14 protein-coding genes and 1 pseudogene are annotated in these 13,267 nt (G+C 71.6%); 8 read left to right on the top strand and 7 right to left on the bottom strand.

The genetic code is table 11. The features are described 5' to 3' along the window. From ABZU52_RS29195 to groES, 3 genes and pseudogenes are all read right to left on the bottom strand, one after another. Window positions 1–638 (bottom strand): annotated as a pseudogene (locus tag ABZU52_RS29195) (molybdopterin-binding oxidoreductase); the annotation flags it as partial. A gap of 119 nt (window positions 639–757) precedes the next feature. Continuing rightward, window positions 758–2,401: a chaperonin GroEL gene (gene groL / locus ABZU52_RS29190; protein ID WP_354974166.1), complete on the bottom strand. Its 1,644-nt coding sequence runs from the start codon at window positions 2,399–2,401 to the stop codon at window positions 758–760. 70 nt (window positions 2,402–2,471) lie between these two features. Next, window positions 2,472–2,786: a co-chaperone GroES gene (gene groES / locus ABZU52_RS29185; RefSeq protein WP_030330046.1), complete on the bottom strand. Its 315-nt coding sequence runs from the start codon at window positions 2,784–2,786 to the stop codon at window positions 2,472–2,474. A gap of 259 nt (window positions 2,787–3,045) precedes the next feature. Between groES and ABZU52_RS29180 the strand changes: the two genes are divergently transcribed. The 8 genes from ABZU52_RS29180 (at window position 3,046) to ABZU52_RS29145 (ending at window position 10,562) form a co-directional block, all read left to right on the top strand. Beyond that, window positions 3,046–4,227 (top strand): methyltransferase domain-containing protein, encoded by a 1,182-nt coding sequence (locus ABZU52_RS29180; RefSeq protein ID WP_354974165.1) that lies wholly within the window; start codon window positions 3,046–3,048, stop codon window positions 4,225–4,227. A gap of 10 nt (window positions 4,228–4,237) precedes the next feature. Continuing rightward, complete coding sequence (ybaK, locus tag ABZU52_RS29175; protein ID WP_354974164.1) at window positions 4,238–4,717, top strand: Cys-tRNA(Pro) deacylase; 480 nt, start codon at window positions 4,238–4,240, stop codon at window positions 4,715–4,717. A gap of 179 nt (window positions 4,718–4,896) precedes the next feature. After that, a complete protein-coding gene (locus ABZU52_RS29170; protein ID WP_354974163.1) occupies window positions 4,897–5,985 on the top strand; it encodes a substrate-binding domain-containing protein in 1,089 nt (362 codons plus the stop codon). A 114-nt stretch (window positions 5,986–6,099) separates the two neighbouring features. Beyond that, on the top strand, window positions 6,100–6,918 hold the full coding sequence (locus ABZU52_RS29165) for an ATP-binding cassette domain-containing protein (RefSeq protein ID WP_354974162.1): 819 nt from the start codon (window positions 6,100–6,102) through the stop codon (window positions 6,916–6,918). Continuing rightward, window positions 6,915–8,177, top strand: a complete 1,263-nt coding sequence (locus ABZU52_RS29160) for an ABC transporter permease (protein WP_354974161.1) — start codon at window positions 6,915–6,917, stop codon at window positions 8,175–8,177. The genes ABZU52_RS29165 and ABZU52_RS29160 overlap by 4 nt, the downstream gene beginning before the upstream one ends. A gap of 22 nt (window positions 8,178–8,199) precedes the next feature. Continuing rightward, window positions 8,200–9,381: an ROK family protein gene (locus ABZU52_RS29155; RefSeq protein WP_354974160.1), complete on the top strand. Its 1,182-nt coding sequence runs from the start codon at window positions 8,200–8,202 to the stop codon at window positions 9,379–9,381. A gap of 18 nt (window positions 9,382–9,399) precedes the next feature. Beyond that, window positions 9,400–9,696: a DUF1707 domain-containing protein gene (locus ABZU52_RS29150; protein WP_354974159.1), complete on the top strand. Its 297-nt coding sequence runs from the start codon at window positions 9,400–9,402 to the stop codon at window positions 9,694–9,696. Between the two features lie 125 nt (window positions 9,697–9,821). Then, window positions 9,822–10,562, top strand: coding sequence for a DUF4142 domain-containing protein (locus ABZU52_RS29145; protein WP_354974158.1), 741 nt, complete (start codon window positions 9,822–9,824; stop codon window positions 10,560–10,562). 31 nt (window positions 10,563–10,593) lie between these two features. Here ABZU52_RS29145 and ABZU52_RS29140 read toward each other — a convergent pair whose 3' ends face one another. From ABZU52_RS29140 to tsaB, 4 genes are read right to left on the bottom strand one after another with little or no spacing between them, the layout of a single operon-like run. Further along, a complete protein-coding gene (locus tag ABZU52_RS29140) occupies window positions 10,594–10,848 on the bottom strand; it encodes a hypothetical protein (protein ID WP_039906914.1) in 255 nt (84 codons plus the stop codon). Window positions 10,849–10,862: 14 nt separating this feature from the next. Beyond that, entirely contained in the window at window positions 10,863–11,909 is a 1,047-nt protein-coding gene (gene tsaD, locus ABZU52_RS29135) for a tRNA (adenosine(37)-N6)-threonylcarbamoyltransferase complex transferase subunit TsaD (RefSeq protein ID WP_354974157.1), read from the bottom strand. Then, window positions 11,902–12,384, bottom strand: a complete 483-nt coding sequence (gene rimI, locus ABZU52_RS29130; RefSeq protein WP_354974156.1) for a ribosomal protein S18-alanine N-acetyltransferase — start codon at window positions 12,382–12,384, stop codon at window positions 11,902–11,904. The genes tsaD and rimI overlap by 8 nt, the downstream gene beginning before the upstream one ends. Next, window positions 12,381–13,058: a tRNA (adenosine(37)-N6)-threonylcarbamoyltransferase complex dimerization subunit type 1 TsaB gene (gene tsaB / locus ABZU52_RS29125; RefSeq protein ID WP_354974155.1), complete on the bottom strand. Its 678-nt coding sequence runs from the start codon at window positions 13,056–13,058 to the stop codon at window positions 12,381–12,383. The genes rimI and tsaB overlap by 4 nt, the downstream gene beginning before the upstream one ends. Window positions 13,059–13,267 lie beyond the last annotated feature (209 nt).

The raw sequence follows: 13,267 nt of genomic DNA, 5'->3' as shown, positions 1-13,267 counted from the left end.
CCCGCCCCGCCCCCGCCGGCCGGCGCGGCCCCGCTCGGCGGCTCGTCCCACGACTCAGACCCCCAGCCGGCCGGCGGCACCGCGCCGGCCGACGGCACCGCGCCGGCCGACGGCACCGCGCCGGCCGACGGCACCGCGCCGGCAGACGGCACCGCGCCGGCGGACCGCGCGGTCGGTGTGGGGGGTGACCAGGACCAGGGGTTCAGCTCGAACGGCCCGGCGATGAACAGCCAGAGCACCAGGGCGCCGAGACCGGCGCCGACCAGGGATGGCAGCGCGTCGGCGAGGTCCGCGCCGGAGCGGGTCATCGCGGCGGCCACGCCGATGGCACCGAACGCGGCGATGCCGGCCAGGCCGAGTGCCAGCCGTCGAACGGCCAGTACGCCGAGGAGCGCGGCGAAGCCTCCCAGCAACACGGCCGTGCCGACCAGCAGCGCGATCTTGTCGGCGGTGCCGAAGAGGTCGATGGCGAGTTGCTTCAGCGACTCGGGGACGGCGTCGACGATCACCCCGCCGACCGCGACCAGGGGCGCCGACCGGGGGCCGGTCAACACCGCGACCGGTTCGGCGATCCCGATCGCGACGGCGGCGGCGGTGATTCCGGCCAACGCGGCGTACCGCCGTGACGTGGTGCTCATCGGCCCAGTGTGCGCGATCACTCCGCCCGGTCGCCAACGACGGCGGCGTCCGTAACGACCCGGTAAGACGGACCGGGGCACACCGTCGTACGACGGTGTGCCCCGGTGTCGCTACCGGATCAGAAGCCCGGGCCGTGCTGGTGGCCGTGACCGTGGCCGTGCCCGCCGCCGGCGGCGGCCGGCTCGGCCTGCTCCGGCTTCTCCACCACGAGGCTCTCCGTGGTGAGCAGCAGACCAGCGATCGAGGCGGCGTTGGTGACCGCGTTGCGGGTCACCTTCACCGGGTCGATGATGCCGGCCTTGACCAGGTCGACGTACTCGCCCTTGGCGGCGTCGAGGCCGTTGCCCCAGTCGAGGTCAGCGACCTTCTGCGTCACCACGTAGCCGTCGTGACCGGCGTTCTGGGCGATCCAGCGCAGCGGCTCGACGAGCGCCTTGCGCACGACCGAGACGCCGATCTTCTCGTCACCGGTGAAGCCGAGGTCGTCGTCCAGCACCGAGCGGATCTGCACCAGGGCGGCGCCGCCGCCGGGCACAGTGCCCTCCTCGACCGCCGCCTTGGTCGCCGCGATGGCGTCCTCGATGCGGTGCTTGCGCTCCTTCATCTCGACCTCGGTCGCCGCGCCGGCCTTGATGACGGCGATGCCACCGGAGAGCTTCGCCAGCCGCTCGGCGAGCTTCTCCCGGTCCCAGTCGGAGTCGGAAGCCTCGATCTCCTTGCGGATCTGGGACACCCGGTCGGCAACGTCGGCCTTCTGGCCACCGCCGTCGACGATCGTGGTGTTCTCCTTGTCGACCACGACCCGCCGGGCGCTGCCGAGCACCTCCAGGCCGACCTGGTCGAGCTTGTAGCCCAGCTCCGGGGCGACCAGTTCGGCGCCCGTGGAGATCGCGATGTCCTGGAGCATCGCCTTGCGCCGGTCACCGAAGCCCGGGGCCTTGACCGCGCAGACCTTGAGGGTCTTGCGCAGCGAGTTGACCACCAGGGTGGAGAGCGCCTGGCCGTCCACGTCCTCGGCGATGATCAGGAGGGGCTTGCTGTTCTGCAGGACCTTCTCCAACAGCGGCAGCAGCTCCTCGATCGCCGAGATCTTCTGGGTGGTGACCAGGATGTACGCGTCCTCAAGGACGGACTCCTGACCCTCCAGGTCGGTGACGAAGTTCGGCGAGATGAAGCCCTTGTCGAACTGGAGCCCCTCGGTCACGTCCAGTTCGGTGGTGAGCATCGAGCCTTCCTCGACGGTGATGACACCGTCGCGGCCGACGCGCTCCATCGCCTCGGCGATCAGATCGCCGATCGTGGAGTCCTGTGCGGAGATCGTCGCCACGTTCGCGATCGACTCCTTGCTGGTGACCTCGGCGGCACGGCCGAGCAGCGCCTCGGAGACCTTGACGGCCGCCGCGTCGATGCCCCGCTTGAGGCCGGCCGGGTTGGTCCCGGCGGTCACGTTGCGCAGACCCTCGCGAACCATCGCCTGGGCCAGCACGGTCGCGGTGGTGGTCCCGTCGCCGGCGACGTCGTTGGTCTTGGTCGCCACCTCCTTGACCAACTGCGCGCCAAGGTTCTCGTACGGGTTGGTGAGCTCGATCTCCTTGGCGATGGTCACACCATCGTTGGTGATCGTCGGCGCACCGAATTTCTTGTCCAGGACGACGTTGCGCCCGCGCGGGCCGAGGGTGACCTTGACCACGTCCGCGAGGGCGTTGACACCGTGCTCCAGCAGGTGCCGGGCGTCGTCCGAGAAGCTCAGGATCTTCGCCATATATGTCCCTTCGAAGCGCCATTGCCCCGGCCCGGCGAGCCGGACCGGGGCAGTGGCACTGATCGGTTGCTTACTTCTCGATGACCGCGAGGACGTCGCGGGCGGAGAGCACCAGGTACTCCTCGCCGGCGTACTTGACCTCGGTGCCGCCGTACTTCGAATAAAGAACGGTGTCGCCGACCTGCACGTCAACCGGAACCCGGTTGCCGTTGTCGTCGACGCGCCCCGGGCCCACAGCGAGGACAGTGCCCTCCTGCGGCTTCTCCTTGGCGGTGTCGGGGATCACGATGCCCGACGCCGTGGTGGTCTCAGCCTCGTTCGCCTGGACCACGATGCGGTCCTCGAGCGGCTTGATAGCAACCTTGGTCGCGGTAGTCACGGGCATACCCTCCTGGGGTACTGGTTTCGTTGCTGGCCAGCGGGGCTGACCAGCGTCAATCTGCCTCATGCCACCGGGCGGTGCCGTCGTCGCGGGTGCCGGTCCGCCTGGCGTGCGCACCCGGGTCGCGAGACCCGGAAGCTGGCACCCTCAGGGCGAGAGTGCTAATCGCAGGTTATTCGCTGGCTAGCACTCCGTCAAGGAGAGTGCCAGCGCGTCGCGCCCCGACGGCCAGGATTTCCTGGTCGACCGGGACAATGACCGGGTGGATCTCGAACAGCTGGCGGCGCTGCGTACCCCTGAGGGGTCGGCCGCGCTCACGGCGGCGGCCGGGCTGGCCGGCGGTGATCCACTGGCTGCGGCGTCGGCGCTGCGGGCGGCCGGGGTGCCGCCGACGTTGGCCGCGGCGGCGCTCACCCAGGCCGAGCTGCGCCACCGGGCGGTGGGCAAGTTCGGCTCGGCCGCCGCTGGGATGTTCCTCACCCGCCCCGGCCTGGAGCAGGCCACCCGGCGGGTGGTCGCCGACCGGCGGGCCGCCCGGTTGTCCGCGGCCGGCGTGCGCACCCTGGCCGACCTCGGGTGCGGGCTCGGAGCCGACGCGCTGGCCGCCGCCCGTGCCGGCATCCGGGTGTACGGGGTGGAGGCCGACCCGGTGACCGCGGCGATGGCCGCCGCCAACGCCGAGGCGGCCGGGCTGGCCGAGCTGTTCACTGTCGAGTGCGGCGACGCGACCGGGTTCGACGTGTCAGGGGTCGACGGGGTCTTCTGCGATCCGGCCCGCCGCGCGACCGGCACCGGGCGACGGATCTTCGACCCGCGCGCCTACTCGCCACCGTGGGACTTCGTCACCGGGCTGGCCGAGCGGGTGCCGCGCACCGTGGTGAAGGTGGCGCCGGGCCTGGACCACGCGCTCATCCCGGCCGGGGCAGAGGCCGAGTGGGTCAGCGTGGACGGCGACCTGGTCGAGGCGGCGCTCTGGTGCGGCGAGCTGGCCGAGGTGCCCCGCCGCGCCAGCGTGTACCGGACGGAGATCCACCAGCTCACCGGCTCGGGCGACACGGAGGCGCCGGTCGGGCCCCCGCGCCGCTACCTGTACGACCCGGACCCCGCCGTGGTCCGCGCGCACCTCGTCGCCGAACTGGCCACCGAACTGGACGCCACCCTGGCCGATCCGAGCATCGCCTACCTCTACGCCGACCAGCCGATCCGCACCCCGTACGCGCGCTGCCTGGAGATCACCGACGTGCTGCCGTTCTCGCTCAAGCGCCTGCGGGCGCTGTTGCGCGACCGTCGGGTGGGCCGGGTGGAGATCCTCAAGCGAGGTTCGGCGCTCACCCCGGAGCAGCTCCGACGGGACCTTCGGCTGGCCGGGGACGCCGCGGCGAGCTTGGTTCTCACCCGCGTCGCCGGGGCGCCGACCGTGCTGATCGGCCGCCCGGTCGACTAGGTTCGAGGGCGTGGCGGGACAGGGCACACCGGCGACGGCACTACTCGTCAAGCGCGGCATCGCGCATCGCACCCATCCGTACCGGGTGGCGCCGGACGCCCCGAACTACGGCGCGTTGGTGGCGGTGGCGCTCGGCGTGGCACCGGAGCGCGTGTTCAAGTCGCTGGTGACCGAGGTTGACGGCGCGCTCACCGTGGCGGTCGTTCCGGTCACCGGCGAGCTGGATCTCAAGGCGCTCGCGGCGGCGGTCGGCGGTAAGCGGGCGGCGCTGGCCGACCGGGCGGTCGCCGAGCGGGCGACCGGCTACGTACGCGGTGGGATCAGCCCGCTCGGGCAGCGTCGGCGGTTGCCCACCGTGCTGGACGAATCCGCGTTGGATCTGCCGACGATCTACGTCTCGGCTGGTCGGCGCGGTCTGCAACTCGAACTGGCCGCGGCGGATCTGGTGGCGCTGACCGACGCCCGTACCGCGCCGTTGCAGACCCGCTGACGACAGTCGTTACGTCGACCTCCCCGTGGGATACCCGGGGAGTAACAGTCGCGTTGCTGAATTGTTATCGCTCCCAACAAACTCGCTACCTACGCGGCCTTGTGGAGCCGGTGTGACGCGAAATACGTTGCCGGACACAACAAAACAACACCTTCCCCACCTCCGAAAGGACCCTGCACATGCGTAAGGGGATCCTCACCATCGCCGCCGTGGGCCTGCTCACGACCGGCGGCTTGACCGCCTGTAGCGACGACTCCGGCTCCGGCTCGGCCGACTCCGTCAAGACCCCCAAGATTGGCGTGATCCTCCCGGACAGCAAGTCCTCGGCTCGCTGGGAAACCGCGGACCGTCGCTTCCTGGAGGAGGCGTTCAAGGCCGCCGGCGTCAAGTACGACATCCAGAACGCGCAGAACGACAAGACCGCCTTCCAGACCCTCGCCGACCAGATGATCACCGGTGGCGTCACCGCCCTGATGATCGTCAACCTGGACTCGGGCACCGGAAAGGCCGTACTCGACAAGGCCAAGTCGCAGGGCGTGGCCACCATCGACTACGACCGGCTCACCCTCGGCGGCTCGGCCCAGTACTACGTGAGCTTCGACAACGAGACCGTCGGCAAGCTCCAGGGCGAGGGCCTCTCGAAGTGCCTGACCGAGAAGGGCGCCAAGAACCCCGTCGTGGCGTACCTGAACGGCTCCCCCACCGACAACAACGCCACCCTGTTCAAGGCCGGCTACGACTCGGTGCTCAAGCCGAAGTTCGACTCCAAGGAGTACGTCAAGGGCCCCGACGACGCGGTGCCGGCGTGGGACAACGCGCAGGCCGCGACGATCTTCGAGCAGCAGCTCACCACGGCCAAGGGCAAGATCGACGGCGTACTGGCCGCCAACGACGGTCTCGGCAATGCCGCCATCTCGATCCTGAAGAAGAACAAGCTCAACGGCAAGGTGCCGGTGACCGGGCAGGACGCCAGCACCGAAGGCCTGCAGAACATCCTCGCCGGCGACCAGTGCATGACCGTCTACAAGGCGGTTCGGGAAGAGGCCAAGGCCGCTTCCGACCTGGCCATCGCGCTCGCCAAGGGCGAGAAGAAGGACACCGGCCAGTCGGTAAAGGACGGTGACCGTGACGTCCCCGCGGTCCTGCTCACCCCGAAGGCCATCTACAAGGACAACATCAAGGACGTCATCGCCGACGGCTACGTGACCAAGGAAGAGGTCTGCACCGCGGCGTACGCCAAGGCCTGCGCCGACGCCGGCATCAGCTGACCGACGCCGCAGTACCCGCCGGGACGACCACCGCCGCCCGGCACGGGAGCACCCCTCCCGTGCCGGGCGGCGCCCGCCGGACGGGCCCCGACCCTCCCTGAAAAGGAGACCCCCGTGTCCGCGACCCCCCTGCTGGAGCTCCGCGGGATCGACAAGAGCTTCGGTCCCGTCCAGGTGCTCCGCGACGTCGCCCTGACCGTCCACCCGGGTGAAGTGACCGCGCTGGTCGGCGACAACGGCGCCGGCAAGTCGACCCTGGTGAAGTGCATCAGCGGCATCCACCCCATCGACGCCGGAGAGTTCCTGTTCAACGGTGAACCGGTGCACATCGGCAGCCCCCGCGACGCCGCCGGACTCGGCATCGAGGTCGTCTACCAGGACCTCGCGCTCTGCGACAACCTGGACATCGTGCAGAACATGTTCCTCGGCCGGGAGAAGCGCAGCGGCATCGTCCTGGACGAGCCGACCATGGAACAACTCGCCGCCGAAACCCTGGCGGGGCTCTCCATCCGCACCGTCACCTCGCTGCGCCAGCACGTGTCCAGCCTCTCCGGCGGCCAACGCCAGACCGTGGCCATCGCCAAGGCGGTGCTGTGGAACAGCAAGCTCGTCATCCTGGACGAGCCGACCGCGGCGCTCGGCGTGGCCCAGACCGCCCAGGTGCTCGAACTGGTCCGCCGCCTCGCCGACAACGGCCTGGCCGTGGTGCTCATCTCGCACAACATGAACGACGTCTTCGCCGTCTCCGACCGGATCGCCGCGCTGTACCTCGGCCAGATGGTCGCCCAGGTGAAGACCACCGACATCACCCACGCCCAGGTGGTCGAGCTGATCACCGCCGGGCGCTCGGGCGGGCTCGGCCTCGCCACCGACCCGGGCAGCAACGGCGACGGCCCGCAGCCGGCCGACTCGATCTCAGGAGGCGTCCGATGACCACCACCGCCGTACGGAAGGACGGCCCCGCCACCGTCACACCGGCGCCGACCGTCGGAGGCCACGTCCGCAACTACCTGAGTCGGGTACGCGGTGGCGATGTCGGCGCGCTCCCAGCAGTGCTCGGCCTGATCGTGCTCTGCACCGTCTTCGCGATCATGCGGCCGTCGTCGTTCCTGTCGGCCGGCAACTTCGCCAACCTCTTCACCCAGGGCGCGGCGGTCACGCTGATCGCGATGGGCCTGGTCTTCGTGCTGCTGCTCGGCGAGATCGACCTCTCCGCCGGCTTCGCCAGCGGCGTCTGCGCGGCGGTGCTGGCCAATGTGGTCACCGTGCTCGGCTACCCCTGGTGGGTAGCCGTACTCGCCGCGGTCGCCACCGGTGTGGTCATCGGCACCACGCTCGGCATGCTCGTCGCGAAAATCGGCATCCCGTCCTTTGTGGTCACCCTCGCCGGCTTCCTCGCCTTCCAGGGCGTCGTGCTGCTGCTCGTCAAGGAGGGCACCAACATCTCCGTCCGCGACGAGGTGCTGGTCGCCATCGCCAACCGCAACCTCGCCCCCACGCTGGGCTGGGCGCTGGCGGCCCTCGCTGTCGTCGGCTACGCGGCGGTGCAACTGCTGCGCCACCGCAACCGGGTGGCCCGCGGCCTTGTCACCGACCCGCTCGCCGTGGTGGCGCTGCGGATCGGCGGGCTCGCCGTCATCCTCGGCACCGCGGTGTACGTGCTCAACCTCGAACGCAGCCGCAACGTCCTGATCAGCTCCCTCAAGGGTGTGCCGATCGTGGTGCCGATCATCGCGGTGCTCCTGATCGTGTGGACCTTCGTACTCCAACGCACCAGCTACGGCCGGCACATCTACGCCGTGGGCGGCAACCGCGAAGCCGCCCGCCGGGCCGGCATCGAGGTCGACCGGATCCGGATCTCGGTCTTCATGATCTGCTCGTCCATGGCCGCCATCGGCGGCATCGTGGCGGCCAGCCGGGCCAACTCGGTCGACCCGAACACCGGGGGCAGTAACGTACTGCTCTACGCGGTCGGCGCAGCGGTGATCGGCGGCACCAGCCTCTTCGGTGGCAAGGGCCGCGTCCTCGACGCCGTACTCGGCGGCGCGGTCGTCGCGGTCATCGAAAACGGAATGGGCCTGATGGGGTACAGCGCGGGAGTCAAGTACGTGGTCACCGGCGTTGTGCTGCTGCTCGCCGCCAGCGTCGACGCGCTCTCCCGCCGCCGCGCGGCAGCCACCGGCACCCGCTGACCGCGCGGGAGGTAGCACCAGCATGCGCCCAGGACCGAGCCAGGATGACGTCCGACGGCAGAACCTCGGGGCCCTGCTGCGGCACGTGCACGTCCACGGGGCGACCACGCGTGCCGAGCTGACCACCACGCTGGGCCTCAACCGCAGCACCATCGGCGCGCTCACCACTGACCTGTCCGCGGTGGGGCTGGTCAGCGAGGGGTCACCGAAGGAGACCGGCCGGGCCGGACGACCGTCACTTGTCGTCCGGCCCGAGTCGGCCCGGGTCTACGCGTACGCGTACTCGGTGGAGGTGGACCGGCTGCGCGCGGCCCGGATCGGGCTGGGCGGCGCGGTACTGGACCGCCGGGACCTGGACCGGCCGCGCGGCCTGCTGGCGGCGGAGGCCGCGCCGCTGCTGGCCGGCGCGGTCAAGGAGATGCAGCAGGTGGTGCCGGCGGACGCGATCTGCGTCGGTGCCGGCGTCGCGGTCTGCGGCATGGTCCGCCGGGACGACGGCCTGGTCCGACTCGGTCCCACCACCGGTTGGGTGGACGAGCCGATCGGCGCGGCCCTCGCCGACGAACTGGGCATCGACGTACCGATCACCGTGGGCAACGTGGCCGACGTCGCCGCGTTCGCCGAGCACGCACGGGGTGTGGCTGCGGATTGCGACAACGTCCTCTACCTGTACGGCGACGTCGGCGTGGGCGCCGGCATCATCGCCGGTGGGCGCCGGCTGACCGGGCACGGTGGGTACGGCGGCGAGGTCGGCCACATGAAGGTGGTCCGCGACGGCCGGCCCTGTGAGTGCGGCTCCCGGGGCTGCTGGGAGACCGAGATCGGTGAGCACGGCATCCTGCGCGCCGCCGGACGCTCCGACGCCCGGGGCCGCGACGCCCTGCTTGAGGTCTTCGACGCGGCCGACCGGGGGGATGCCCGGGCCCAGACGGCGGTCCGTCAGGCCGGCGACTGGCTCGGCTTCGGGGTGGCCAACCTGGTGAACGTCTTCAACCCGGAGATGGTCATCTTCGGTGGGACCATGCGTGACCTCTACCTCGCGGCGGCGGCCCAGATCCGCAGCCGGCTCAACTCCAACGCGCTCGGCGCCTGCCTGGAGCACGTCCGGCTGCGCACCCCGAAACTAGGTACCGACGCGCCCCTGATCGGCGCCGCCGAACTGGCCTTCGAGCGGCTCCTCGCCGACCCCCTCGACGTGGGCTGATCCGCGTACGCTGTCCGCGTGGATGTCGAGCTGCGCGCCTCCGACGATGACCGCAACCGGGTGGTCGCCGCGCTGCACCAGCACACCGCGGCGGGCCGGCTGACGCTCGACGAGTTCTCCGACCGGGCCGGTGCGGTGTGGACGGCGCGCACCCTCGGTGACCTGGCCGCGCTGACCCGCGACCTGCCGGCCTTGGCCGACCCGATCGTCGACGCCGGCCCGGTCGGGCGCGGGCGTCAGGAGTTGCTGATGGTCTTCGCCGCCGCGGCGCTCACCCTGCTGCTGCTCGGCGGCCTGCTCGCCGTCACCCGCTGATCCGGATCGCAACGCGATGAACTGATCGCACGATCAGTCCGTACCAGTGGGCGGACGGGCAACCGGCAGAGTACGGCTGCCCGGTCCAGACGCGTTCCGGTCCGGACCGAGGAGGCACCACAGACATGGCACCGCTCAGATCCCCCCGTCGCCGACTGGGCACCCGGACCCACCGAGCGGCGATGCTGCTCATCGCGATCATCGCGGGGGTCGGTGTCCTACCCGGCATGGCCATCGCCGCCCCCGCCGGCGGGCGACAGCTCAACGCCGCCGATATGACACTGCTCAACGGCGTGCGGTTGGCCGGGCTGTGGGAGATGCCGGCCGGCCAGATGGCCGCCGAGAAGGGACAGTCGGCGAAGGTACGGGAGATCGGCGCCGGCATCGCCGGCGAGCACCAGCGGCTCGACGAACTCGTCGTGGAAGCGGCCAACAAGCTGGGCGCGACCATCCCGAGCGAGCCGACGGCCCAACAGAAGGGCTGGCTGCAGGAGATGAAGGACGCCTCCGGCGCTCGGTTCGACCAGATCTTCGTGACCCGCCTCCGGGTCGCCCACGGCAGCATTCTCCCGGTGATCAGCGCGGTACGGGCCAGCACCCGCGACGCCACCGTCCGCAAGCTCTGCGAGGACGCCACCGGCTTCGTGACGCACCACATGCAGATGCTGGAGAGCACCGGTCTGGTTCGCTGGCCGGAGCTGCCGCCGGCGGCGCTGCCCGCCCCCGGCCAGGACGGCCTGCTGGCCGCCGCCGGGGCGAACGCGGGACCGCAGGTCGGAGTGAGCAGCACCGTCGTCTGGCTGGTCTTCCTCGCCGCGCTGGGCACCGGCGGCATCGCCACCTATCGGATGTTGCGCCGCAGCTGACCGTCAGCGGGAAGCTGGTTGGTGGCTCGCGTCACCTGTCGACCTGGGTGAAGTCCCAGGAGTGCGGGGCGCGGGCCACCAGCAGGGCGGGTGGGTCTGGCAGCGGGCGGGGGCTGCTGCGCCACTTGGAGATGACCACCACGCGGTGGTCGGTGGAGGAGAACACCTCGCTGGAGACGTGCAGCGGGTCGTGCTCCAACTCGGGCAGGGCGGTGTCGCACACCCAGGTGATCAGGTCGGCGACGCCGTACGCCTCGGCGCGCGCCTCCCACATCCGCACGATCATGTCCGCCGCTCCCGTCACACGCTGACCGTGGTCAGCGGTAGCGCCGAATCGGCTGGCAGGTCCAGTCGGCTCGGAGCGACCCCGGCGGCGACCAGGTGCGAACCGAGCGCGGCCACCATCGCGCCGTTGTCGGTGCACAGCTTCGGCCGGGGTACCCGGACCTGGATGCCGTACTTCTCGGCCCGCTGCTCGGCCATCGCCCGCAGCCGTGAGTTCGCCGCCACTCCCCCGCCGATGACCAGGGTCTCGATGCCCTGCGCGCGGCAGGCGGCGATCGCCTTGCTGGTCAGCACGTCACAGACCGCCTCCTGGAAGGACGCGGCCACGTCGGCCACCGGCACCGGCTCACCGGCACGCTGTCGGGCCTCGACCCACCGGGCCACCGCCGTCTTCAGGCCCGAGAACGAAAAGTCGTACCGGTGGGCGGCGAGATCCTTGGCGGCGGTCAGGCCGCGGGGGAAGGCGATCGCTGCGGCGTCGCCGGCCCGGGCCTCCCGGTCGATGGGCGGGCCGCCCGGGAACGGCAGACCGAGCAGCCGGGCGACCTTGTCGAACGCCTCACCGGCGGCGTCGTCGATGGTGGCGCCCAGCGGGGTGACCCCCCGGGCCAGGTCGTCGACGAGCAGGAGGGACGAGTGGCCGCCGGAGACCAGCAGCGCGATGGCGGGTTCGGGCAGTGGGCCGTGCTCAAGGGTGTCCACCGCGACGTGGGCGGCGAGGTGATTGACGCCGTAGACGGGTTTCTCAGCGGCGAGCGCGTACCCCTTGGCGGCGGCGACGCCGACCAGCAGCGCGCCGGCCAGCCCAGGGCCGGAGGTGACCGCGATCGCGTCGATGTCGGCCAGCGTGACGCCGGCCTCGGTCAGTGCCCGGTCCATGGTCGGCACGATGGCCTCCAGGTGTGCCCGGCTGGCCACCTCCGGCACCACACCCCCGAAGCGGGCGTGTTCCTCGACGCTGGAGGCGAGCGCGTCGGCCAGCAGGGTGTGCCCCCGCACGATGCCGACGCCGGTCTCGTCGCAGGAGGTCTCGATACCCAGGATCAGTGGTTCGTCAGCCATTGTCGTGTGGTCCGTCCCCGGTCGGCTCGGCGTCGCGCCGCATCACCAGCGCGTCGGTGTTGCTCGGTTGGTAGTAGCCGCGCCGCACCCCGATCGGCTCAAACCCGTACGTCGCGTAGAGCCGCTGGGCGGCGGCGTTGTCCACGGCCACCTCCAGCAAGGTGCTGCGGGCACCGCGGCGGTTCGCCTCGGCGAGCAACTCCTCCAGCAGGGCGCGGCCTACACCGCGCCGCTGGGCATCGCGGCGGACGGCGATGTTCTGCACCCACACCTCGTCGGGCGCAACGCCGGCGAGCCCGGCGTAGCCGAGCACCGAGCCGTCCGCGTCGACGGCGATCCGGTAGTGGTGCCCGTTGGCGAGTTCGCTCCAGAACATGGCGGGCGACCATTGCTCAGCGCCGAAGAGGTCCGCCTCGATCGGCAGCACGTCGTCGATGTGCCACCAGCGGAACTGTTCGAGCCGTACTGCAGTCATGGCAGGACCGGTTTGTGGCCGGTCGCCGCCACCGCGTCGGGGCGGCGTAGGTAGAGCGGGGTGAGCCTCTCGCTGGACGCGCCCGCCCGGATCCGCTCGGCGGCGAGCAGCGCCAGCACTGTCGCGTCCGGATAGCGCGGTTCGATCCGAACGGGCAGGTCCAGGACTTCGGCGTACCGGTGCGCCCCGTCACCGACCGCGGTCGTCGCGCCCAGTTCCCGGGCCCGCGCGGCGGCGACCGCTGGCGCGGACACCTCGGGCCCGACGATCCGCTGGCCGGCGCCGTCGTAGACGGCCCAGTAGAGCTCCTTGCGCCGGGCATCGCTGGCGGCCAGGACCGGCGCGCCGGACGCCGCCGGGTAGCCGATGGCATCCAGCGAACAGACTCCGTACGTGGGGATGCCCAGCACCTGACCCATGGTCGCGGCGGTGACCAGGCCGACCCGCAGCCCGGTGAACGGCCCCGGGCCGAGGCCGGCGACGATGGCGGTCAGGTCACGCGGGCGCGCGTCGGCGTCGGCGAGGACCGCATCCACCTGGGGTGCGAGCAGCTCACCGTGCGCGCGGGCGTCGACCGTGCACCGGTGCGCCCGCGACGCCACGCCGTCTGCCGAGACCTCCACCAGCGCCGCGGTGACCGCGGGGGTCGAGCTGTCCACCACGAGTACGAGCACGGTAAGCCAGCCTAGCTGCCCCGCCCAGCGCCCCGCCCTCGCCCCGCCCTAGCCCCGCCCTCGCCCAGCGCCCGCCCCGCCCTCGCCCCGCCCTCGCCCCGCCCTAGCCCCGACCTCGCCCGCCCTCGCCCGCCCACGCCCCGCCCGCGCCCCGCCCAGCGCCCGCCCCGCCCGCGCCCCGCCCGCGCCCCGCCCGCGCCCAGCCCCGC

It is taken from the genome of Micromonospora sp. NPDC005220 (genome assembly GCF_040607895.1).
In the GTDB taxonomy this organism is placed as follows: Bacteria; Actinomycetota; Actinomycetes; order Mycobacteriales; family Micromonosporaceae; genus Micromonospora.
This window is presented reverse-complemented; position numbering and strand designations above follow the sequence as displayed.